At 40.5% G+C, this 24,402-nt stretch carries 21 protein-coding genes, 1 pseudogene and 1 other annotated feature; of the genes and pseudogenes, 20 read left to right on the top strand and 2 right to left on the bottom strand.

Annotated elements, in window-relative coordinates:
• Positions 1–32 precede the first annotated feature (32 nt).
• From topA to K5Q34_RS01075, 17 genes and pseudogenes are all read left to right on the top strand, one after another.
• Positions 33–2,126, top strand: a complete 2,094-nt coding sequence (gene topA, locus K5Q34_RS01155; protein WP_024408846.1) for a type I DNA topoisomerase — start codon at positions 33–35, stop codon at positions 2,124–2,126.
• 401 nt (positions 2,127–2,527) lie between these two features.
• Positions 2,528–2,662: a sequence feature (ribosomal protein L10 leader region), on the top strand.
• Positions 2,663–2,688: 26 nt separating this feature from the next.
• Positions 2,689–3,183 (top strand): 50S ribosomal protein L10, encoded by a 495-nt coding sequence (rplJ, locus tag K5Q34_RS01150; RefSeq protein WP_002936486.1) that lies wholly within the window; start codon positions 2,689–2,691, stop codon positions 3,181–3,183.
• A gap of 65 nt (positions 3,184–3,248) precedes the next feature.
• Positions 3,249–3,614, top strand: a complete 366-nt coding sequence (gene rplL / locus K5Q34_RS01145) for a 50S ribosomal protein L7/L12 (protein ID WP_002936483.1) — start codon at positions 3,249–3,251, stop codon at positions 3,612–3,614.
• Positions 3,615–3,812: 198 nt separating this feature from the next.
• On the top strand, positions 3,813–3,986 hold the full coding sequence (locus K5Q34_RS01140; RefSeq protein ID WP_032504865.1) for a hypothetical protein: 174 nt from the start codon (positions 3,813–3,815) through the stop codon (positions 3,984–3,986).
• The gene (locus K5Q34_RS01135) at positions 3,983–4,786 is read left to right on the top strand and encodes a replication initiator protein A (protein WP_221864368.1); all 804 of its coding nucleotides are present in this window, start codon (positions 3,983–3,985) and stop codon (positions 4,784–4,786) included. The genes K5Q34_RS01140 and K5Q34_RS01135 overlap by 4 nt, the downstream gene beginning before the upstream one ends.
• A 148-nt stretch (positions 4,787–4,934) precedes the next feature.
• On the top strand, positions 4,935–6,290 hold the full coding sequence (gene dcm, locus K5Q34_RS01130) for a DNA (cytosine-5-)-methyltransferase (RefSeq protein ID WP_221864367.1): 1,356 nt from the start codon (positions 4,935–4,937) through the stop codon (positions 6,288–6,290).
• Complete coding sequence (locus K5Q34_RS01125) at positions 6,274–6,702, top strand: hypothetical protein (protein WP_221864366.1); 429 nt, start codon at positions 6,274–6,276, stop codon at positions 6,700–6,702. Before dcm ends, K5Q34_RS01125 begins: the two co-directional genes overlap by 17 nt.
• A 10-nt stretch (positions 6,703–6,712) precedes the next feature.
• Entirely contained in the window at positions 6,713–7,096 is a 384-nt protein-coding gene (locus K5Q34_RS01120) for a hypothetical protein (protein ID WP_221864365.1), read from the top strand.
• An 8-nt stretch (positions 7,097–7,104) separates the two neighbouring features.
• Positions 7,105–7,338: a hypothetical protein gene (locus tag K5Q34_RS01115; protein ID WP_001005704.1), complete on the top strand. Its 234-nt coding sequence runs from the start codon at positions 7,105–7,107 to the stop codon at positions 7,336–7,338.
• A gap of 2 nt (positions 7,339–7,340) precedes the next feature.
• A complete protein-coding gene (locus K5Q34_RS01110) occupies positions 7,341–7,925 on the top strand; it encodes a CPBP family intramembrane glutamic endopeptidase (RefSeq protein ID WP_205027947.1) in 585 nt (194 codons plus the stop codon).
• A 76-nt stretch (positions 7,926–8,001) separates the two neighbouring features.
• Positions 8,002–8,490, top strand: a complete 489-nt coding sequence (locus K5Q34_RS01105) for a hypothetical protein (RefSeq protein ID WP_205027948.1) — start codon at positions 8,002–8,004, stop codon at positions 8,488–8,490.
• Positions 8,490–10,307 (top strand): VirD4-like conjugal transfer protein, CD1115 family, encoded by a 1,818-nt coding sequence (locus K5Q34_RS01100; protein ID WP_205027949.1) that lies wholly within the window; start codon positions 8,490–8,492, stop codon positions 10,305–10,307. Before K5Q34_RS01105 ends, K5Q34_RS01100 begins: the two co-directional genes overlap by 1 nt.
• A gap of 17 nt (positions 10,308–10,324) precedes the next feature.
• A complete protein-coding gene (locus K5Q34_RS01095; protein WP_001072182.1) occupies positions 10,325–10,567 on the top strand; it encodes a hypothetical protein in 243 nt (80 codons plus the stop codon).
• Between the two features lie 18 nt (positions 10,568–10,585).
• Entirely contained in the window at positions 10,586–11,440 is an 855-nt protein-coding gene (locus K5Q34_RS01090; RefSeq protein ID WP_205027950.1) for a conjugal transfer protein TrbL, read from the top strand.
• Positions 11,441–11,501: 61 nt separating this feature from the next.
• Positions 11,502–11,855, top strand: coding sequence for a PrgI family protein (locus K5Q34_RS01085; protein ID WP_014636282.1), 354 nt, complete (start codon positions 11,502–11,504; stop codon positions 11,853–11,855).
• The gene (locus K5Q34_RS01080; RefSeq protein WP_221864364.1) at positions 11,812–14,163 is read left to right on the top strand and encodes a VirB4-like conjugal transfer ATPase, CD1110 family; all 2,352 of its coding nucleotides are present in this window, start codon (positions 11,812–11,814) and stop codon (positions 14,161–14,163) included. The genes K5Q34_RS01085 and K5Q34_RS01080 overlap by 44 nt, the downstream gene beginning before the upstream one ends.
• A gap of 1 nt (position 14,164) precedes the next feature.
• Positions 14,165–16,963 (top strand): annotated as a pseudogene (locus K5Q34_RS01075) (phage tail tip lysozyme); the annotation flags it as partial.
• 66 nt (positions 16,964–17,029) lie between these two features.
• On the opposite strand, the gene K5Q34_RS01070 reads toward K5Q34_RS01075, so the two are convergent.
• A complete protein-coding gene (locus tag K5Q34_RS01070; protein ID WP_221864363.1) occupies positions 17,030–17,875 on the bottom strand; it encodes a nucleotidyl transferase AbiEii/AbiGii toxin family protein in 846 nt (281 codons plus the stop codon).
• A complete protein-coding gene (locus tag K5Q34_RS01065; RefSeq protein WP_221864362.1) occupies positions 17,872–18,462 on the bottom strand; it encodes a type IV toxin-antitoxin system AbiEi family antitoxin domain-containing protein in 591 nt (196 codons plus the stop codon). The genes K5Q34_RS01070 and K5Q34_RS01065 overlap by 4 nt, the downstream gene beginning before the upstream one ends.
• A gap of 280 nt (positions 18,463–18,742) precedes the next feature.
• Here K5Q34_RS01065 and K5Q34_RS01060 point away from each other — a divergent pair, with 280 nt between their 5' ends.
• The 3 genes from K5Q34_RS01060 to K5Q34_RS01050 are packed head-to-tail and all read left to right on the top strand — an operon-like array spanning position 18,743 to position 24,365.
• A complete protein-coding gene (locus K5Q34_RS01060) occupies positions 18,743–23,638 on the top strand; it encodes an SspB-related isopeptide-forming adhesin (protein WP_221864361.1) in 4,896 nt (1,631 codons plus the stop codon).
• Positions 23,639–23,830 (top strand): calcium-binding protein, encoded by a 192-nt coding sequence (locus K5Q34_RS01055; protein ID WP_205027955.1) that lies wholly within the window; start codon positions 23,639–23,641, stop codon positions 23,828–23,830.
• Positions 23,814–24,365, top strand: coding sequence for a hypothetical protein (locus tag K5Q34_RS01050; RefSeq protein ID WP_205027956.1), 552 nt, complete (start codon positions 23,814–23,816; stop codon positions 24,363–24,365). Before K5Q34_RS01055 ends, K5Q34_RS01050 begins: the two co-directional genes overlap by 17 nt.
• Positions 24,366–24,402: the final 37 nt, after the last annotated feature.

The raw sequence follows: 24,402 nt of genomic DNA, 5'->3' as shown, positions 1-24,402 counted from the left end.
TGTGAGGTTAAAAATATTTGTAAGGTATAAGAATGGCTACAAAAACAGTTAGTAAGAAAAAAACAACAACCAAGAAAAATCTCGTTATTGTAGAGTCTCCTGCTAAGGCAAAAACAATCGAAAAATATCTTGGTAAAAATTATAAGGTCGTTGCTTCAGTCGGGCATATTCGAGATTTGAAGAAATCTAGTATGTCTATTGACTTTGATAACAACTATGCACCTGAGTACATCAACATACGTGGAAAAGGACCACTCATCAATTCTTTGAAAAAAGAAGCAAAAAATGCTAAGCAAGTCTTTCTCGCGAGTGACCCGGACCGCGAAGGAGAAGCAATTTCTTGGCATTTGGCTCACATTTTGGGATTGGACGCAAACGATAAAAACCGTGTTGTCTTTAATGAAATTACAAAAGATGCAGTAAAAAATGCTTTTCAGGAGCCACGTGCTATTAACCTAGACTTGGTAGATGCCCAGCAAGCTCGTCGCGTCTTAGACCGTATTGTAGGATACTCTATCTCACCTATTTTATGGAAGAAAGTCAAAAAAGGCCTGTCAGCAGGACGTGTTCAATCGGTTGCTCTCAAATTAATAATCGACCGTGAAAATGAAATCAGCAATTTCAAACCAGAAGAATATTGGACAATTGATGCAACCTTCAAAAAGGGGAGCAAGAAATTCCAGGCTTCATTCTATGGTATAGATGGAAAGAAAACTAAAATTGAAAACAATGAGCAGGTTAAAGAAATTCTTGCCCGACTCGATGGAGATGATTTCTTAGTAGAACAGGTTGAGCGTAAGGAACGCAAACGAAATGCACCTCTGCCTTACACAACTTCTACTATGCAGATGGATGCGGCTAATAAAATCAATTTCCGTACTCGTAAAACCATGATGGTTGCCCAACAACTTTATGAGGGTGTCAGTCTTGGCGCAGGTGGTACCCAAGGTTTGATCACCTATATGCGTACGGATTCAACACGTATTAGCCCTGTTGCACAAGCACAAGCTGCTGACTTTATCACGGAGCGTTTTGGTGCTACCTATTCAAAGCATGGTAATAAAGTAAAAAATGCCAGTGGTGCACAAGATGCCCACGAAGCCATTCGTCCATCAAATGTTAACTTAACACCTGAATCAATTGCAAAATATCTGGACAAGGACCAATTACGACTATATACACTGATTTGGAATCGTTTTGTCGCAAGTCAGATGGCTGCAGCAGTTTTTGATACCATGAGTGTTCGTTTGGGTCAAAATGGTATTGTCTTTGCTGCTAATGGTAGCCAAGTAAAATTCGATGGTTATATGGCTGTCTATAACGACGCTGATAAAAATAAGATGTTGCCAGATATGGAACAAGGTGACACGGTGGTACGCGCGTCAACAAATCCAGAACAACACTTTACTCAGCCACCAGCTCGCTACTCTGAAGCAACCTTAATTAAAACATTAGAAGAGAATGGTGTAGGTCGCCCGTCAACCTATGCACCAACAATTGAAACCATTCAAAAACGTTACTATGTTAAGCTTGCGGCTAAGCGATTTGAACCAACTGAACTCGGAGAAATCGTTAATAAGCTGATTGTTGAATTCTTCCCAGATATTGTCAATGTCAAATTTACAGCCGATATGGAACAAAAATTGGATGATGTAGAAATCGGGAAAGAGCAGTGGCAGAAGGTCATTGACGGTTTCTATCAGCCATTCAAGGTAGAATTATCTAAGGCAGAAGAACAGATGGAAAAAATCCAAATTAAGGATGAACCAGCTGGCTTTGACTGTGATGTTTGTGGACATGAAATGGTTATTAAATTAGGTCGCTTTGGAAAATTCTATGCATGTAGCAATTTCCCTGATTGCCGCAATACCAAACAAATCACCAAGGAAATCGGTGTGACTTGTCCGGTTTGCCAAAAAGGGCAGGTGATTGAACGCAAGAGTAAACGCAATCGTCTTTTCTATGGTTGCGATCGCTACCCAGAGTGTGAATTTACTTCTTGGGACAAGCCAGTCGGGCGTTCTTGTCCGAAATGCGACCACTATCTCGTTGAGAAAAAAGTTCGTGGTGGTGGTAAACAAGTTGTCTGTCCAAATGGTGACTACGAAGAAGACAAGATTAAATAAGATTAAACTGCTATTCTCAAGGGAATGGCAGTTGTTTTTTATAGTCATGTTAGTTTATCTTAGCTTACTTCGACAAGCGGAGGCTGGGTAAAAAGTCCAGCACCGCTTCTCAAGGTTAGTATCAACATCTCAGCGCAGTAGTTGATTGGGTTTAACAGGCCGGTGGAGTAAAACTGTTCAGTGAACTGTTTCAGCCTGGGCTTAGAAATGAAAAAATCGAGATAAAAAGGTTGGAGATAGGATTTACGAAGCAAATCACAGCAGTTAGTGTTTCACATTCCAAGTCTGACCTCTACAACTAAAACGAACTAAACGGCAATACCAGTTTGAAAAAATGTTTAAAAAATTAAAAAAATAGGAGAAAAGTCTTGCATTATTGAAAATACTGTGTTATGATAATTGAGGTTTGAAAAAACTGACCTAAGACAGTAGGGGAGCTGGACTCATAAACATCCTACCGAGGCACAAAACGATTATTGAGATAAACGTATTTGTACTTTCGTGTCTAGGTTTAGGTGCGATTTTTTTGTGCCTAGTCCAAAATAAAAACGGAGGTAAAAAAATGAGTGAAGCTATTATCGCTAAAAAAGCGGAATTAGTAAATGCCGTTGCTGAGCAAATGAAAGCTGCAACATCTATCGTTGTTGTAGACGCTCGTGGTTTGACAGTAGAACAAGATACAGTTCTTCGTCGTAACTTGCGTGGTGCAGAAGTTGAGTACAAAGTTATCAAAAACTCAATCTTGCGTCGTGCTGCTGAGCAAGCTGGTCTTGAAGGTCTTGCAGAATTGTTTGTAGGTCCATCTGCAGTTGCATTCTCAAACGATGCAGTTGCTCCAGCTAAAACAATTTACGATTTCGCGAAAACTGCTGATGCTCTTGAAATCAAAGGTGGAGCTGTAGAAGGTAAAGTTTCTTCTAAAGAAGAAATCGAAGCACTTGCTACATTGCCAAACCGCGAAGGCATGCTTTCTATGTTGCTTTCTGTACTTCAAGCGCCAGTTCGCAACGTTGCATACGCTGTCAAAGCTGTTGCAGAAAAAGAAGACGCAGCTTAATGCGTCAGAGCGTAGCTGCTTAGTGCTACAAACTATTTAAAAACCTAAATTGGAGGAAAATTACAATGGCATTGAACATTGAAAACATTATTGCTGAAATTAAAGAAGCTACTATCCTTGAGCTTAACGACCTTGTTAAAGCTATCGAAGAAGAATTTGGTGTAACTGCAGCTGCTCCTGTAGCTGTTGCTGCAGCTGGTGGTGCTGCTGAAGAAGCTAAAGATTCATTCGACGTTGAATTGACATCTGCTGGCGACAAAAAAGTTGGCGTTATCAAAGTTGTACGTGAAATCACTGGTCTTGGTCTTAAAGAAGCTAAAGAGCTTGTTGACGGTGCACCAGCTATGGTTAAAGAAGGCGTTGCAACTGCAGAAGCTGAAGAAATCAAAGCTAAATTGGAAGAAGCAGGCGCTTCAGTTACTCTTAAATAAGAGTCACATCATAATTAGATTGCGAAATCCCTATTTACCAGTCTTTGAGAGCGATAAGCGATTGAAAGAAACTGATAAATTGATTTGGTTTCCTGCCAAAAATCCTGCCAAAAATTCTTTGGTAGGATTTTTGTTTTAATAAATTTTCGGGGGTAGACATTAAATTGTCTACCCCTTTTTTGAGTTTTGGAGGTAATTATGCAAAAGAAGGAACAATCATCACGTCAAATGGTGATGTGTCATCTCGCGTCTATCTTGGGAGTTGATATTGAGAAAGCAACTCAGCTAATTGATGAAATGGAACAACTAGGTTTAATCCGATTTGATGAATTTGGAAATGTTGGAATTTTAGTCTTGGAGGGACAATCATGAAACGAATTACAGCTAATCAATATCAGACATCAGAGCGTTATTATAAACTCCCCAAAGTTTTGTTTGAGAGCGAACGGTATAAGGATATGAAGCTGGAGGTTAAGGTAGCCTACGCGGTTTTAAAAGATCGGTTGGAGTTGTCTTTGAGTAAGGGCTGGATTGATGAGGATGGGGCTATTTACTTGATTTATTCCAATTCAAATCTGATGGCACTTTTAGGTTGTTCAAAGTCAAAATTACTCTCTATCAAGAAAACCTTACGTGAATATGGCTTGATTGATGAAGTCCAACAGTCCTCTAGTGAAAAAGGTCGTATGGCAAATAAAATTTACTTGGGGGAATTAGAACATGAACCTACCCCAGTCTTAGATTCAAACGGGGCTAGCGTTAAAAAAACACTAGGGGGATCTCAAAAAAAGACGGGGCCGGTCTTAAATTCAGCCCCTAGTGAGACTAAATATAGTGAAACTGAAGGGAGTGATTTCCTTATTGAGGACGAGGAGGAGATTCAGCTAGTAGATGACAAACAAGAAGAAAACTTTTCTTCAAAAGTCGATGCCGTGACCAAGTACGATCGAGACTATATTTGGGGTTTGGTTCATGACCAGTTAAAACAGACAGGTCTATCTCAGTCGGCTAGTGACTATGCCATGATTTATTTTAGTGACCGTTATCAGTACGCATTGGAACATATGCGATTTGCTCGGTCAGCAGAAGTGATAGCTGAATATGTATTTAATGGTGTGCTGTCAGAGTGGACCAAGCAGCTCAGACGACAAGAAGTAAAGGGAGGTGATTAAGATGATTTGGTGGATACTAGGTGGAGTCTATCTGATTTCTATCATCATTTTGATTGTTGAAATCATCCGTGCACCTGAAATGGATGATCATATATAGGCAAGAGTTTTACAAGTGTAAGGCTCTTTTTTATTTGAAAAGAGAGGAAGAATGAAATTTTTAGATTTATTTGCTGGGATAGGTGGTTTTAGGCTAGGAATGGAAGCACAGGGGCATGAGTGTTTGGGCTTTTATGAAATTGATAAATTCGCTAGAAAATCTTATAAAGCCATGTTTAACACAGAAGGAGAAATAGAATACCATGACATTAAAGAGGTCACAGACCATGACTTTAGACAATTTAGAGGGCAAGTGGAGGTTATCTGCGGGGGATTTCCTTGCCAAGCTTTTTCACTCGCAGGAAGACGACTGGGATTTGAAGATACTCGAGGGACTCTCTTTTTTGAGATTGCTCGAGCGGCCAAACAAATCCAACCACGTTTTCTATTTTTGGAAAACGTCAAAGGCCTACTCAATCACGACAAGGGACGGACGTTCTCCACAATCCTCTCCACGCTGGATGAATTGGGGGATGATGTCGAATGGCAGGTGCTTAACAGTAAGGACTTCCAAGTCCCGCAAAACAGAGAAAGGGTCTTTATTATCGGACATTCTAGAAGATACCGTTCCAGATTCCTATTTCCTCTCAGAAGAGAAAACAGCCCAGCTCATCTTGAAAGGTTAGGAAATATCAATCCCTCTAAACGTGGTTTGAATGGTGAAGTCTATCTGACGAGTGGACTTGCTCCTACACTAACAAGAGGTAAAGGAGAGGGAGCTAAAATCGCCATTCCAGTCTTAACACCAGATAGACTAGAAAAACGCCAACATGGGCGTCGTTTTAAGGACAATCAAGACCCCATGTTTACTTTGACCAGTCAAGACAGACATGGTGTTGTCGTCGCAGGAAATCTGCCGACTAGCTTTGACCAGACTGGAAGAGTCTTTGACATTGCTGGCTTGTCACCGACCTTGACCACCATGCAAGGTGGAGATAAGGTGCCAAGGATTTTGCTGAGAGAGGAGCTACCATTTCTGAAAATCAAGGAAGCCACAAAAAGAGGGTATGCAAAGGCAGCTCTTGGAGACTCTGTCAATCTAGCTTATCCAGACTCAACCAAACGTAGGGGACGAGTGGGAAAGGGAATACCCAATACCCTGACGACTTCAGATAATATGGGAGTGGTGGTCGCTGCTCTGGAATATCGACAGGATAAGTGGTATGAAGTCACAGGCATTGTCTTAGACGGAAAACTCTATCGCCTAAGAATTAGACGACTGACACCAAGAGAGTGTTTCAGACTTCAAGGCTTTCCTGATTGGGCTTATGAAAGAGCAGAGAGTGTTTCCAGTAAGAGCCAACTATACAAACAGGCAGGCAATAGTGTAACGGTGACGGTTATTGAAGCCATTGCGAGAGAATTTAGAAAAATAGAAGAGGAAGAAAAACATGAACCTACTACATAAGAAAAGTATCCTAGAGTGTACTGATTTAGAGGAACGTATTCACCAAGTTGAAACCAATCAGTTATTGGAAAAGATACTGTCGCTCCCCAATTTTGATTGTGACTTTGAGGTGACTTTTGAAGATGATTACCACAAAGAGATGAATGATCCCCTATTCTACGAATCCAATCTTCATCGGATATCGGATTTTTTGGAAACTAGGGATATTAAAAATGGTGTAGATACACTATTGACGAAAGACAATCACCTGGCTTTTCGTGCCTTTGGTGAAAATTATACTGCTAGGGGAAAGGAGGGCATATTAACGACTTTGGTGACGGTCAAGTGCTTTAGTGAAGGACGGATGCCCATTGATATGAGTCGCTATTTCTCAACTCCTGAACCAACAGTTGAAAATAGCCTAACCCTATAAGGAGGAGCCTATGCTTGAGGTATATCTAGGAAATAATGCCAATACAAATCAAGATTTACTAACCATATTGACGACCTATGGTGTGACTTACCGTTGTACAAAAGCATGTGATGTAAACCGGGAAATCTTACTGTCACTCTTTGCCAAAACCACGGATTGTTTTGAGTTGCTGTCGCCACGATTTCTTCGGTTTAAGCGTCAATATTCGATAAGTTTGAATGAGATGATTCAGCTTATTCTCCAAAAGCCAGACCAAAACCTTCGTTTGCATCTCATTGTCTGCCAGAATCATGTCTATCCAGCTATTGGGTTAGATGAAGTGCGAACCTTTCTTCCTAGACAGGTAAAAGAGGAGCTGTTTCAGGCCAGTCTGATGAAACAAGTGACAGGGTAGGTGTGAAGATGAATGAACGATTTTGGGACAATTTAGAAATCATTCTAGCAGAAAAAGACCTCACTTGGGCAGAACTAGCTCGCAAAGTATTCAAAGGTCAATATATTTATCCAAGTGAGTTTAATCGCCTCTATCAAAAATTGCGACATTACAAATCCAATCGTCTGATGCCACAGACAAGATGGGTTGAGCGAATTGTTTTGGTATTAGATATTGATTATGAAGATTTATTCAAGAGGTGACAATGATAAGGGTAGTGTTGTATTATCTAGCCATACAGCTTAACGGTCTTCTTGTGAGTTTATACCTGCATGACTATATGACGATTAAGGTCTTAATCCTGCTACAAATGCTTCTTTTAGGTGTAGCTTGTCTAGAGATTACTCATCACAAAACTGTTCAAGCAAAAAATATAACCCTACAAAATCGCCTAAGATGGTTGCTTCTTGGTTTTGTGTGTATGGTTGCTTATGCAGTCTTCATCAGTTTCCTATTTTCAGTTCAGACTAGGAATCAAGAGGTATTGGCACAAGTAGAAAAGCAGGTTCCTCATCTTATCTTTTTACTGTTTCTGGTCAATGCAAGTGTCCTTGAAGAGGTAGTTTACAGGCAATTGCTGTGGAAAAAATTGACGTATCCCGTTGTACAAATAGGAGTGACCAGTTTTCTCTTTGTTCTATCCCATGGACCCAATCAGTTAGGGAGTTGGCTCATCTATAGCTGTCTTGGGATGACCTTGGCTGTTGTCCGATTGAAAACAGATTGTATGACGGCAATCACCTTACATTTGCTTTGGAATAGTTTGGTTAATATCTTAACCTTCTTGTGATACCAAAATCAAGAGTGCTTCAGTATTATGGAAGCACCTTATGTTTGATAGGGAATTCAAAGAAGAGGAGGTCACCATGTCATCTGAACAACAAGAACGTCAAGCAATGCAATACGTGGAAAGAAGTAGTTTATTGACAGTTAGAACCCTCTTAAAGCTCTTAGAATGGTCAGCTAGGCAAGCCTTAGCCCAAGATTCAGCTTATAAGATTGGGGTTCAAAAACTGGAAGAACTCCTTCAAAGCCCTTACGCCATTGAAGGGATTAATGTTAGTAAAGACATTTTAGATAAGCCAATTGATGTGGAGAAATTCAAGGAGCTAATGGAGTCAGAAAAACTGCCAATCGCAATTAGTTGGCATAAAGACTATCTCTACTTTTATGCCAAGGATAAGACCTTGCTCGGTCATCACTTGGATGAATTGTTGAAGAAACTGGTGTCTAATCCAGAAAAGTTACAAGGGCTAACTTTTGACAAAACCTTGGACCAAGAGATTGAATTGGCCAAAGAGAAAATAAAAGTGACAGAACCTTTGGCAGTCAAAACAAAGGAGGTGACCTTGTAATGTATTCCAGGCAAAAAGCATTTGTCTTTGGACTCTTGGGTCTCGCCTTTGGCTATTTCTGCCATCGTCTAACCCTACTCTATGATAGTTTAACCAATGCCCCACCTATTGAACGTTTTGCCTACCTCTTAGGAGAGGGGCTAAATCAAGTCTTCAATCCTTTATGGCTATTTTACTTTACTCAAAAATCTCTTCTTGCTTTTATCCTAGGGGTTCTAACGATGATGCTAGTCTATCTGTATATTTCAACAGGACAGAAAGTCTATCGAGAAGGGGAAGAATATGGTTCTGCACGATTTGGAACCAGTAAGGAAAAGCGGTTCTTTTACAGTAAGTATCCTTTCAATGACACGATTTTGGCTCGTGATGTTCGTCTGACCTTGTTGGAAAAGAAGAAGCCCCAGTTTGACCGAAATAAAAACCTGATTGTCATTGGGGGTTCTGGGGCAGGTAAGACCTTTCGCTTTGTGAAACCCAACCTTATCCAGCTTAACTGTTCCAATATTGTCGTGGATCCTAAAGACCATTTGGCTGAGAAGACAGGTAAACTCTTTTTGGAAAACGGTTATCAGGTCAAGGTTTTAGACCTGGTTAACATGACCAATTCAGATGGTTTTAATCCCTTTCGTTATGTTGAGACAGAAAATGATTTGAACCGCATGTTAACGGTCTATTTTAACAATACCAAGGGAAATGGTTCTCGCAGTGATCCCTTTTGGGACGAGGCTTCCATGACATTGGTGAGAGCGATTGCCTCCTATTTGCTGGATTTTTACAATCCTCCAGGAAGTTCCAAGCAAGAACAGGAAGCAAGACGTAAGCGTGGCCGTTATCCAGCCTTTTCAGAGATTGGGAAACTCATCAAACTCTTATCAAAGGGAGACAATCAGGACAAAAGTGTTCTTGAAGTCTTGTTTGAAGACTATGCTAAGAAATATGGTCACGAGAACTTTACCATGCGAAACTGGGCGGATTTCCAAAATTATAAGGATAAGACATTGGATTCGGTAATTGCGGTTACAACAGCTAAATTTGCCCTTTTTAATATCCAATCAGTGATTGATTTGACGCAAAGAGACACTATGGATTTGAAAACGTGGGGCACTCAAAAGACCATGGTCTATCTTGTTATTCCAGATAACGATACTACCTTTCGTTTCCTATCTGCTTTATTTTTCTCTACGGTTTTCTCTACTTTGACCAGACAGGCAGATATGGACTTTAAAGGGCAACTGCCTATTCATGTTCGAAGCTATCTAGATGAGTTTGCGAATGTCGGAGAAATCTCAGACTTTGCCGAACAAACCTCAACAGTTCGCTCTAGGAACATGAGTCTAGTTCCAATCTTGCAAAATATTGCCCAACTCCAAGGACTTTATAAGGAAAAAGAAGCTTGGAAAACCATTTTGGGGAACTGTGACAGTCTCCTCTATTTGGGTGGGAATGATGAGGAAACCTTTAAGTTCATGAGTGGACTTCTAGGCAAACAAACCGTTGATGTCAGAAGCACCAGTCGTTCTTTTGGGCAGACTGGCTCAAGTTCTACCTCACACCAGAAAATTGCCCGTGACTTGATGACGGCTGATGAAGTTGGGAATATGAAACGAGATGAGTGCCTCGTAAGAATTGCAGGAGTGCCAGTATTTAGATCAAAGAAATATTTTCCACTCAAACATAAGAATTGGAAATGGCTTGCAGATAAGGAATCTGATGAACGCTGGTGGCACTACCACATCAATCCCCTAATCACTGAGGAAGAGATAGATTTGTCAGGCCATAAAATAAGGGATTTAAGCACAGAAACGACACTACATTAATAGAAATGAGGAAAAATATGAATCAAAAACTAACAGGCTTTGTTTACGGAGTGGACGCTAGCTCCATGTTCTCCCAAGCCATGTCTCTATTACAAAAAGGCTTGATTGCAGTAGGGGCCTTTCTTGTTGTCATGGGTATTATCAACCTTTCAACCAACATTAAAGATGGTGGTCCAGGTGTCCGAAATGCCATTCTAGAAATTGTTGGTGGCGTCATGGTGGGAGCTGCTGGTGCTTTTGTGACACAGATTACCATTTAGAGGAGGTCAGAACATGACATGATGATGAATTTTACGTCACCTTTTGTATTTCTAGCCTCTGAAAAAGTATCTAGCGATAGCCTTTTTGAAGGTTTTCAAGTTGATTTAGAATCAACCGCCAACTTGGTTAAGTCACTAGCGGACTTTAATCCGACGGTGTGGTCTTACATGACGGTTATTACCAAGGGGATTATGCAGCCCTTGGGAGTAGCTATTCTTGCGGTTGTTCTTGTACTCGAATTTTCAAAAATGGCCAAGAAAATCGCAAACTCAGGTGGTGCGATGACCTTTGAAGCCACAGCACCTATGATTGTCAGCTACATTATGGTCGCGGTCGTGATTACCAATACGACGGTTATTGTGGAAGCCATTATTGCCATTGCCTCTTATGTTATTGAACAAGTGGCAGGGCTTGTCACGAATGGTGGTGCTAATTACGATACCATCTCAGGCATCAAGGGATCTGGAATTGTAGGAAAAATGATTATTGGCTTTTTTGCGATTCTCATTTGGTTGGTACGAATGGCCAGTATCATGGTTGTCAATATCTTGATTACCATTCGCTTTATCCAACTCTATCTGATGATTCCTTTTGCCCCTGTTACCATTCCGACCTTCCTTAGTGATGACTGGAGAAGTGTTGGGATTGGCTACCTTAAGAACATCATGGTCTATGCCGTTCAAGGTATCTTGATTTTTCTAATTGTATCGCTTGTTCCCTTGTTTGAATCGGCTGGAAAGATTGCCGTATCAAATGGAGCTGGAGTTATGGAATCACTCGCCATTATGTTTGGTGGCTTGGTACAGGCCATCTTATTAATCATTGCCTTAGTTGGCAGTCAACGAACCGCCCGAAGTATTTTGGGGATGTAGGAGGAAGGGAATCATTATCTCGCCTCCTCTTTTTATAGCTTACTTAGATTGGAGAACATTTATGAACACTCGTGTCTTTAAGGACATCTCAAAGGTTCAACACAGGGCATGGCTGGGATTTACAACTAGACAGGTTATTTTTGTATTTCCTGCCATCGCCATAACCATTTTGGTATTAGGATTGAACCTATTTTACTGGCAATTTGGGGATTGGTTTGTCTATGGTTTTGTTTTTAGCTTTACCATTCCACTCATGTTATTTGGGGTCTATCGCCCTAATGATTTACCATTTGAAATCTACCTCAAGTACCGATTTCATTATGAACTGACAGTACCAGATCGTACATTTACTGGAAGAAAAGGAGACCAACGTGAAAAAATTAAAACACTCAATGAAACCAAAGACCTCTTCTAATGACAAAAAGCAAAAGACGAAAACACAGAAGCAGGAGATCAGACCTTCTACCGTAAATACGTTAGCCTATCAAGGACTTTTTCAGAATGGCCTTATGCAGGTCAGTCCAAGCTATTTCTCACAAACCTATCTTTTAGGTGATGTCAATTATCAAACGGTAGGCTTAGATGATAAAGGAGCTATTGTTGAAAAATATTCCGATTTAATCAATTCACTGGATGATAAGACCAATTTCCAACTGACCATTTTCAATCAAAAGGTCAATTTGGAAAAATTCCGTAAGAGTATTCTCTATCCCTTACAGGAAGATGGGTTTGATGCTTATCGTGATGAATTAAATTGCATGATGAATGCCAACTTAGAGGCGGGCGAGAATAACTTTTATGCGGTCAAGTTTCTTTCATTTGGCAAGAGCGACCAGAGTCCAAAACTAGCCTATCGCTCTCTGTCGCAAATTGGGGAATATTTCAAGAGTGGCTTTTCAGAGATTGATGTATCTATTGGTCTGCTTGGTGGAGAAGAGCGAGTGAATGTCCTTGCGGATATGTTACGAGGTGAAAATCATTTACCATTCTCTTACAAGGATTTAACCCTGTCAGGTCAATCCACCAAACACTTTATTGCTCCAACCTACCTTTCCTTTAAACACAAGAATCATATTGAATTGGACGATCGATTATTACAGATTGTCTATGTTCGTGACTATGGTATGGAGCTAGGGGATAAATTTATTCGTGACCTCATGCAGTCAGATTTGGAAGTGATGATTAGCCTACATGCTAAAGGCTCTACTAAGTCTGAAACTATGACCAAGCTGCGAACCAAGAAGACCTTGATGGAATCACAAAAAATTGGGGAACAACAAAAGATGGCTCGGACTGGAATCTATTTGGAGAAGGTCGGCCATGTTCTTGAAAACAACATCGATGAAGCAGAAGCTCTTCTTCAAACCATGACCCAAACAGGAGATAAGCTGTTTGACACCGTATTTCTGATTGGTGTGCTTGCGGATACTGAAGACCAACTCAAACAATCTCTTGATATTATCAAGCAAGTGGCAGGGTCTAATGATATGATTATCGATAACTTGACCTATATGCAAGAAGCGGCTTTTAATAGTCTCTTGCCATTTGGGAAGAACTATCTTGAAGGTATTTCTAGGTCTCTATTGACTTCAAACATTGCCGTGAATGCACCTTGGACTTCCGTAGATATTCAGGACAAGGGTGGGAAATTTTATGGCATTAATCAAATCTCAAGTAATATCATCAGTATTGACCGTGGCAAGTTAAATACTCCGTCAGGTTTGATTTTAGGGACTTCTGGAGCTGGCAAAGGGATGGCGACAAAACATGAAATCATCTCTACTAAGTTTAAAGAAGCAGATAGTGATACCGAAATTATTATTGTTGACCCAGAAAATGAGTACAGTATTATCGGTCAAGCCTTTGGTGGGGAGAGTATTGATATTGCCCCAGATTCTACTACCTTCCTAAATGTCCTCGATCTATCCGATGAGAATATGGATGAGGATCCAGTCAAGGTCAAGTCAGAATTTCTCTTGTCTTGGATAGGTAAGCTCTTGGACCGCAAAATGGATGGTCGTGAGAAGTCGCTGATAGACCGTGTGACACGACTCACCTATAAGCATTTTGACATACCATCCTTGGTCGAATGGGTCTTTGTCTTATCTCAACAACCTGAACAGGAAGCTAAGGACTTGGCACTCGATATGGAACTCTATGTGGAAGGGTCGCTGGATATTTTCTCACATAGGACCAATATCAAGACAGATAGTCATTTCTTGATTTATAATGTCAAAAAGCTAGGCGATGAATTAAAACAAATTGCCCTCATGGTTATCTTTGACCAAATTTGGAATCGGGTGGTGAAAAACCAAAAACTAGGAAAGAAGACCTGGATATACTTTGATGAAATGCAGCTTCTCCTATTGGACAAGTACGCGTCTGATTTCTTCTTTAAACTCTGGAGTCGTGTCCGTAAGTATGGGGCGATACCGACAGGTATTACTCAAAATGTAGAGACTCTTCTTTTGGATGCCAATGGCAGACGCATTATCGCCAATAGCGAGTTTATGATTCTATTAAAACAGGCCAAGAGCGATCGTGAAGAATTGGTACATATGCTTGGACTTTCCAAGGAATTGGAGAAATACTTGGTCAATCCTGAAAAAGGGGCAGGCTTAATTAAGGCCGGTTCCACCGTTGTCCCATTCAAAAATAAGATTCCACAACACACTGAGCTCTTTGACATCATGAGTACGGACCCTGAAAAAATGAGGACATGAGATGAAAGAGGATAAAAAGGTAGTCAAACAAGCCAGGCAAAACTTTCGAAGCAACTTAAAATCAGCCCGTATGCATTATCGGAAAGAAGTTAGAGCCTTAAAACAGACTGTTCCTAATAAAGGAAGATTTCGAAAACCATCTCAAAATTCTCTTTTTCAGGAAAAGAAAACAGAGTTAAAAGAAAATCTACTCAGTAGTCAAATGGAAGCAGAAGAGAAGTTCCTAAAGGAAATTACCTATGTGTCTCCTAGATTGTTGAAGGTTAAGGAAATCAAGAACTATCGACTTCCTCATGCCCAAGAACGTTTGCGGACGGCAAGTAAACATTTTTCAGAAGTGAAACTAAGTGAAAAGTCAAAATCGGTTAATCCCAAGTTTACTTTCCAAAAAGAAGATCCTTCCGTGAAGTCTCGCTTTCAGTTTCACCAAGAAAAATCATTTGATCGACTCAGTGCAGAAAAAGAAGTGAGTTCTGCCAAACGTGAAGTCAAACAACTCAAGAAAGTCCAAAAGTCTAAGAAAAACTCCACCAAGTTCAAAGCTGTATTAGGCTTAGCTGCCTCTGAATCGCTTGACTTGGTGGCACAGGATGATGATTTAGATGGTCTAAGAACCTTAAAGGATACTAGTTTGAAAGCCAGACGCTATGGCAGGTTTACCTATCAAGCAGGTAAAGTGGCGGTGAAAAGTGGACAGACTGGTGTGCGTTATACAAAGACGAAAGTGGCTCATGGAAAGGAACGATTCCAAAACCTCAAAAAGGGAAAAGGATTCACACGCCAGAAAACTCTTAAACCACAAAGACGCTACCAAACCTTTTTAAAGCATGCCAGAAAGAACAGTCTAGCAGGAGTTAAGGGGTTTGTTCAAGCCATTAAGGGAAGTCTGACCTTCTTTTCTGCAATCGCGGGAAATCCTTTGACTTGGATTGTCTCAGGCATTCTCTTGATACTCCTTTTGATGATGAGCTTTTTCATGAGTGTCTCAGGAAGCAGTGTCATTCAGCAAGATGAGATGGAGTTGACCAAAGCCTATACCCACATGACGTGGGAAGATGTAGAACATACGAGAACCAACGATAAAGGGATTACCTACTACACCAAGATTGATGAGATCATGGTTTACATGAATCATCAATACCAAGACTACAAGTTAGATGATGTCATGGAAACAGGTGGTGCGACTTACAAAGCATTTCTCAGTCAAGTCTGGACGGATTTAAATGGTGGTGATTCTATTAAATCCATGTCTGACTTGTATAAAGAACCTGCTTACAAGCTGTCAGATGAGGACCAAGAAGAACTAAAAGAGTTGACCGAAGAAGGCAACTATTTAGCCCTTCAAGAATTGGACAATCCCTTTCAGGAACAGACGGATGAGGATTACTTAAGTATGTCCTACCGATATGGTTATGAGGTCATTGATGAAAAACCAACGCTTCATCACCATATCATCTTAGAAGCAAAAGAAGGTCAAGTCATTGTGGCTCCGATGGATGGCAAGGTATCTCTTGATGGAGAGAACGTTGTTTTGACATCTGGTAATGGAGTGAATAAAACTAAACTAACCTTGTTCGGCATTCATTCAGGCTGAGTGAGTGAAAATCAACCAGTCTTGGCAGGAGATATTATTGGTCAGACCAAAGACGGAACGGGTCTAAAAGTCACCTATCAGAAGGTTGATGTTGACACGGATAAGTTGGTCTTTGTCAATCCAGCATTCTACTTTCCAAAAGTAATCCAGGTTCAGACAACCATTCTTCCAACTATTGGTCAGTTTGGTGGCGATGAGTTCGAGAGAGCAAAGGCTATTTATGACTATCTCAAAAGCAAAGGTGCGACCAATCAAGCTATTGCAGCCATTTTAGGAAATTGGTCGGTAGAATCCTCTATTAATCCCAAGCGTGCGGAAGGCGACTATCTATCTCCTCCTATTGGTGCGACAGACAGCTCGTGGGATGATGTGGGCTGGCTCTCACTCAATGGTCCAACTATATACAATGGACGTTACCCAAATATTCTCAAACGTGGTTTAGGCTTAGGACAATGGACAGATACTGCAGATGGGTCACGCAGACATACCTTGTTGCTCGAATATGCCAAAGGAAAAAATCTAAAGTGGTATGACTTAGGGTTACAACTGGATTTCATGTTGCATGGGGATAGTCCTTATTACACCAACTGGTTAAAGGACTTCTTCAAAAATTCAGGAAGTCCAGCTAGTCTTGCCCAACTCTTTCTCATTTACTGGGAAGGAAATAGTGGTGATAAGCTACTTGAGCGTCAGACACGAGCCAGTGAGTGGTATTACCAAATTGAAAAAGGCTTCAGTCAACCCAACGGTGGGACTGCACAAAGCGATCCAAAAGCACTTGAAGCTGTACGAGGAGATCTTTTTGAGAACTCTATTCCAGGAGGTGGTGACGGTATGGGTTATGCTTACGGCCAATGTACGTGGGGAGTCGCAGCCCGTATCAACCAACTGGGTCTAAAACTTAAAGGTAAAAATGGTGAGAAGATTTCAATTATCAGTACCATGGGCAATGGCCAAGACTGGGTGCGTACAGCCGCACGTCTCGGTGGGGAGACAGGGACAAGTCCACAAGCAGGAGCTATTCTTTCCTTTGCGGGAGGAGGATATGGCACACCAGCAGAATATGGACACGTGGCTTTTGTCGAAAAAGTCTACCCAGATGGCTCATTCCTTATCTCCGAAACCAACTACAATGGCAATCCCAACTACACCTTCCGAAAATTATCTGGAGTGGATAGTAGCTTGAGTTTTGCTTATACGACGAAATACAAAAAGGATATGCTAACAAAGTGTATAAATGTTAGCATATCCTTTTTTATTTTTTTGTCTCTATTAATCAGAATTTATAGAAATGAGAACTGCTATGAGACGAATCATCTCATCAAGAACATCTGCAAGGGAAATCCCCTTTGTATAGCTATATTTTTTCGAATAATTTTGCCATTGTTTATTCTGAATAGGGTCAGATTTGAACCTCTCGAGTAGTTCAATAATCTTTTCAAAATCGAGCTCTGTTTCGCGATATGAAAATGTTCTCTGACAGGCATTTTTCAACTGAATGAAGTCAATGTCTTCTTTCTTCAGTTTTGAAAGAATATAAACATCGTAAAAATCTTTGCTTCTGCTGTTCAAGAAGTTACGTGAATAGATAGTTTGAAGTTTCTCAGCTAGAATTGTTTCAATTGTATAAGCAATGATTGGAAAATTGTCTTCATCAAAAATAGCTTTATAGTCGTATGTAATCGGCTGAGGAGTTACAACATCACCTGTCGCGATATCCAAATGGATAACTTGTTTAATATTCTCAAGTTGGCACAAAATTGTTGCTCGATAGCCACCATAGTCATCACTTTCTTTAATATCTATGATGGATTGAATCACAAAAGTAATACCTTCTTCTGAATCTGCTAAAATTTCCTTGAGTTGCTGCTCTACAGTATCTTCTGAGAGTGTTATTTGATGGAACAAAAAATCAATATCAACCGTGCTACGAGATTCAACTCCAATAACATTTGACAGTAGGAATCCTCCTTTGAAGATATAGTGATTTGAATAGGTACTCTGACTTAATTTTTTCAAAATCACTTCTAGAAAGTAATAGGTCATCACGGAATTAAAGGTTAATCCAGTATTCTTTGATATTTTATGACAGAGTGCTGTTAGCTTAGCTTTATTCATACTAAGACCTCCAGAGTTTGTTTGACCTTGTCCAGGGTGTTCATTTTTGTCGCATATTCATAGAGTTTTGTAAGATTTTTTTTAGGATAGTTTCCGTAAAGTTGAAGTGTTTTGACAAAAAGCTCAGTATCTATTTTTTCTCGATGAATCACAAAATCACAGATAATACGTTCGAAATCATATACTCTTACCTCGTTTCCCATAGGGGTTTTTACAAGAGTAATTCCTAGTTCGCTATATTCCTTTGAAACGGAATGAATGTTCAGGTTAGCAGGAGGAGTATTAAAACGGTAACCTCTAGGAATGGTTACGTCAAAATATTGAGGAATTTCATCTGTAAATTGTTGCAGGTAAAGCGCTGAGATATATGAGAAAACAGCCTTGGGATATCGGTACTGAAAGAAGTAGTATTCGTCGTAGTCTCCATTCTGGGTTAGGAAAATTCCTTTTTCGACGCGGTATAGAATTCCTTCTTTTTCTAGTCTTATCAAATATATTGTTGGAATATTTAGAGCTTTACAATCTCTATAGGTGATAATACCATTGTGGTTTTCTATAAATTCAAGTAGAATCTCTTTTTTTGACATGCTTACTCCTTTCTATGTTGCTTTTACACTACAATTTTACAACATTTGTAGTGCAAAAGCAACATTTTCTTTTCCCTGAACTGATTGTGATAACAAAATCAAGCCTTCTTTTTTATGATGGTATTGAACTTGGGCTACGAGCTGTACAAAAAAGAGAGTTTCTCCTAGAACGGAAAGTTCTTCGTCAAAACTCCTATTTTTGTCGTGCTCGCTTAACGCCCTCGTATCTAATAAAGAGTGACAGTTTGTTGCTACAGAAAAAAGAAAAGAAGGACTATTTATGACCAAAACATGTAATCATCACTTTCTTGTCAATCAGGAAAAAGGCGAGAAACACGTCTTTCGTAAGAGTAAAAAATATCGAACGTTATGTTCGGTTGCCCTTGGAACAATGGTGACCGCTGTTGTTGCTTGGGGAGGAACGGTTGCACATGCTGATGAAGTCACATCGTCAGTTGACACCACTATTCAACGATCGGAAAATCCAGCCACGAATTTACCAGAAGCACAACCAACCTCTGTATCTGAACAAACTGAAAGTTTAGGGTCAACTAGTCAATCTAATGGAGCGATTGCTGTCACCGTACCACATGATACGGTAACACAAGCAGTTGAAGAGGCAAAGGCTGAAGGTGTTTCTACAGTTGAAGATAGCCCAATGGATTTAGGAAATACAACTTCTGTGTCAGAAACCAACCAACAAATTTCAAAAGCAGAAGAAGATGCCCAAAAACAGGTTGAGGCTATCAATGAAGTTACTGAAACCTACAAAGCTGATAAAGCGACATACGAATCGAATAAAGCTCGCATTGAACAAGAAAATAAGGAGCTGTCACAGACCTACGAAAGGGCCAACCAAACTGGTAAAGAGACAAATGCTTGGGTTGATACTAAAGTCAATGACCTAAAAACTCGGTATGCAGATGCTGATGTGACAGTAAAAGAACATGTAGTTTCAGCTGGAAATGGAACATCTGAACTTGACTATACAAACTATGGCAAGGCTGTTGAAACCATTCAATCAACTAACGAACAAGCTGTAGTGGATTATCTAACAAAGAAAACCAAGGCAGATGATATTGTTGCGAAAAATCAGGTCATTCAAAAAGAAAATGAGGCTGGACTTGCTAAGACAAAGGCAGATAATGAAGCCATTGAAAGGCGTAATCAGGCAGGTCAAGCTGCTGTAGATGCTGAAAACCGTGCAGGTCAAGCTGCGGTGGATCAGGCTAATCAGAAGAAACAACAATTAGTTTCAGATCGAGCTGCTGAGATTGAAGCCATTACAAAACGCAATCAGGAAAAAGAAGCCGCAGCTAGAAAAGAAAATGAAGCGATTGATGCCTACAATGCCAAAGAAATGGAACGCTATCAACGTGACTTGGCCGAGATTTCAAAAGGTGAAGAAGGTTATATTTCTGAAGCCCTTGCTCAAGCCCTCAATCTCAATAACGGTGAGCCACAAGCACAACATGGAGCCATTACCCGAAGTCCTGATCAGATTATTTCAACTGGCGATGCCATGCTGGGGGGCTACTCAAGAATTTTAGATTCCACGGGCTTCTTTGTCTATGATAGCTTCAAAACAGGCGAAACTCTTAGTTTTAACTATCAAAATCTTCAAAATGCACGATTTGATGGCAAAAAGATTAGTCATGTGACTTACGATATTACCAACCTTGTATCACCAGCTGGAACCGCTGCCGTGAAGCTGGTTGTACCAAATGATCCTACCGAAGGCTTTATCGCCTACCGAAATGATGGAAATGGTGACTGGCGAACGGATAAGATGGAGTTTCGCGTAGTTGCTAAGTATTTTTTGGAAGACGGCTCACAAGTTACCTTCTCCAAAGAAAAACCAGGTGTCTTCACACATTCTTCCCTCAATCATAATGACATTGGTCTAGAGTATGTTAAAGATTCATCTGGGAAATTTGTGCCGATTAATGGGTCAACCGTTCAAGTGACTAATGAAGGTCTAGCACGTTCTTTGGGTTCCAACCGTGCAAGTGATTTGAACTTACCTGAGGAATGGGATACCACATCAAGTCGTTATGCTTATAAAGGAGCTATTGTCTCAACGGTCACATCGGGCAATACCTATACAGTCACCTTTGGACAAGGCGATATGCCACAGAATGTTGGATTATCTTACTGGTTTGCCTTAAATACCCTACCAGTGGCACGTACAGTAACACCTTATAGTCCCAAACCTCACGTAACGGTGGAACTTGAACCCGTTCCAGAACCTATTACGGTAACACCAGATGTCTTTACTCCAAAAAACTTTACACCTGAAAAGCCTGTAACCTTCACGCCAAAGCCTTTGGAAGAAGTGATTCAGCCTAGTCTAACTTTGACCAAGGTAACCTTACCTGTCAAACCTATTCCAAAAGAACTTCCAACGCCACCACAAGTACCCACTGTCCATTATCATGCGTACCGTTTGACGACAACTCCAGAGATTATGAAAGAAGTGATCAATAGTGACCAAGCTAATCTTCATGATAAAACTGTCGCAAAAGATTCAACGGTGATTTATCCCTTAACAGTTGATGCCTTATCGCCCAAACGTACTCAAACGACTAGTCTCATTTTTGAGGACTACTTGCCTGCAGGTTATTTGTTTGATAAGGAAACAACACAAAAAGAGAATGGAAACTATGTCCTTAGCTTTGATGAGTCTAAGAATTTTGTGACTCTGACTGCCAAGGAAACTTTGCTTCAAGAGGTCAATCAAGACCTCACTAAGTCTTATCAACTGACTGCTCCCAAACTTTATGGAACTGTTCAAAATGATGGGGCAACCTATTCTAATAGCTACAAGTTGCTTGTGAACAAGGGAACAGCCAATTCCTATACAGTCACTTCAAATATTGTGACGGTTCGTACACCAGGTGATGGGGAGACAACCACACTCATTACACCAGATAAAAATAATGAAAATGCGGATGGTGTCCTCATTAATGACACGGTCGTAGCCCTTGGCACAACCAACCACTACCGATTGACTTGGGATTTGGACCAGTATAAGGGAGATCGTTCTGCTACAGAGACAATTGCACGAGGCTTCTTCTTTGTGGATGATTACCCAGAGGAAGTGCTTGATGTGGTGGAAAATGGCACGGCTGTTACTACCCTTGATGGTCAAAAGGTATCAGGTATAACGGTTAAAACCTATGCTTCGTTAAATGAAGCCCCTAAAGACCTTCAATATAAATTAGCTCGTGCTAAGATTATACCGACAGGTGCCTTTCAAGTCTTTATGCCGGATGACAACCAAGCATTTTATGACCAATATGTCAAAACAGGTACATCCTTGGCTCTTTTGACCAAAATGACGGTTAAAGATAGTCTTTATGGTCAAACAAAGACCTATACAAACAAGGCATACCAAGTTGATTTCGGCAATGGCTATGAAACCAAGGAAGTGACCAACACCCTTGTTTCTCCAGAACCCAAGAAACAAAACCTCAATAAAGACAAAGTGGACATCAATGGGAAGCCCATGCTTGTGGGAACTCAAAATCACTATACACTCTCATGGGATTTGGACCAATACCGAGGGATTAAAGCAGACAAGTCTCAGATTGCACAAGGTTTTTACTTTGTGGATGATTATCCAGAAGAAGCTTTATTGCCAGATGAAACAGCTATTCAGGTTATCACATCTGATGGCAAAACAGTTTCAGGAATCACGGTGAAGTCTTATTCTCAATTATCAGAAGCTCCTAACTCCTTACAAGCAGCCCTTTCTAAACAAAAAATTCAGCCTAAAGGAGCTTTCCAAGTTTTCATGCCAGAAGACCCACAAGCCTTTTATGAATCGTATGTGACTAAGGGGGAGAATATTACCATCGTCACTCCGATGACTGTTTTGGAAACCATGATTAATTCAGGGAAGTCTTATGAAAACGTGGCCTATCAGGTGGATTTTGGACAAGCATATGAAACTAATACGGTGACCAATTTTGTCCCTAAAGTAACTCCACACAAGTCTAATACCAATCAAGAAGGCATTTCAATTGATGGAAAGACTGTCCTTCCGAATACAGTCAATTATTACAAAATTGTCTTGGATTACAGTCAATACAAGGACATGGTCGTGACGGATGATGTTCTTGCCAAGGGATTTTACATGGTAGACGATTACCCAGAAGAAGCCCTTACCCTAAATCCTGATGGCATTCAAGTTTTGGATAAGGAAGGCAATCGTGTATCTGGTATTTCTGTTAGCACCTACGCAAGTTTGTCAGAAGCTCCGAAAGTCGTCCAAGATGCCATCGCTAAGCGTGAGTTTACACCTAAAGGAGCCATTCAAGTTTTTAGTAGCGATGATCCAAAAACCTTTTATGAGACCTATGTGAAGTCTGGTCAAACCTTAGTTGTCACGCTTCCGATGACGGTTAAAAATGAGCTAACCAAAACAGGTGGTCAGTATGAAAATACAGCCTATCAGATTGATTTTGGCTTGGCTTATGTCACGGAAACAGTGGTCAATAATGTTCCCCGATTAGACCCACAAAAAGATGTGGTGATTGACTTATCCAATAAAGAGGATAGCCTTGATGGGAAAGAAGTGGCCTTGCATCAAATCTTTAACTATCGCTTAGTTGGAGCAATGATTCCAAGCAATCGTGCGACAGATTTATTTGAATATGGTTTTGAAGATAACTATGATGAAAAGCATGATGAGTATAATGGTGTTTATCGTAGCTATCTGATGACGGATGTCACCCTCAAAGACGGTTCTGTCTTAAAAGAAGGAACGGAAGTCACGAAATATACCTTGCAACAGGTGGATACAGAAAATGGCCTCGTGTCAATTTCATTTGATAAATCCTTCTTAGAGACCATCTCTGATGATTCAGCCTTTCAGGCAGATGTTTACCTGCAGATGAAACGGATTGCGACTGGTCAGGTGGAGAATACCTATCTCCATACAGTGAATGGTTATGTCATCAGCTCAAATACAGTTGTAACACATACCCCTAAACCTGAAGAACCAAGTCCAAATCAACCCACACCACCTCAACCACCAATTGAGACTATTGAACCGCCTGTTCCAGCAAGTGAATTGCCAAATACAGGGGAACATGAATCCCTTTTGGGCTTGATTGGAGCTGGTATTCTGCTTGGTACGGCTTTTGGACTGAAGAAAAAGGAGGAGAAGTAGATGAATCCAAAAACCATTTATGAAATGGATTCAGACCAAGATGGTTTGACAGACGCTCAGGAACTGGCTCTTGGGACCAATCCATATGCTATTGACACAGATGGTGATGGTCAAGCTGATTTAGAAGAACTACAATCAGGACATTCACCACTAGTCCCACAAAAGGAGTTGTGTGATGACTTGGAACTTTGACACCATGAAAGAGGCTTTGTCTGAAATGGAGAAGGACGATTACCAAGAGTTTATCAAGGCCTTTCTCTCTTTGGAATTAAGTATTTCTGATAGAACAATCCTCAATCAGGTTTATCAAGATTATATGGATGAAGATGACCTGTCCTTGATTAGTGATGAGCTACGAGTTAAAGTGGATGGCTATTTGGATGAAGTACAGGCAGATATGACTGATATTCTGGAAAAACTGTACCGAACAGGTGAAGGCTCTAGTTTTATTATGGATCTAATGTCCTCAAATAGCCTTTCAGACACCTTGGAACAGTATGAAGTTTTAGATAGTGACGATTATTCACCACTTAGCCTTGAAACATTACAGGCCATGATTCAACAGGACTTGGCCATTTCCAGTCAGGATTATTTTGGAGATCTGGTTCATCTTGCTTTGCAGAAAGAGTTACTAGACCAGAAAAGTCATTTCTTACAACACTATGTGGCGACTTTGATGGAAGGTATGCCACAAGAAAAAGACCAACGAGCCTTGGTCCTAGACTAAAACGAAGGGCTGAGAATAGAATCTCAGCTCTTTTTTG

It is taken from the genome of Streptococcus sp. 2018110 (assembly GCF_019754115.1).
GTDB classification, from domain to species: Bacteria; Bacillota; Bacilli; order Lactobacillales; family Streptococcaceae; genus Streptococcus; species Streptococcus hashimotonensis.
This window is presented reverse-complemented; position numbering and strand designations above follow the sequence as displayed.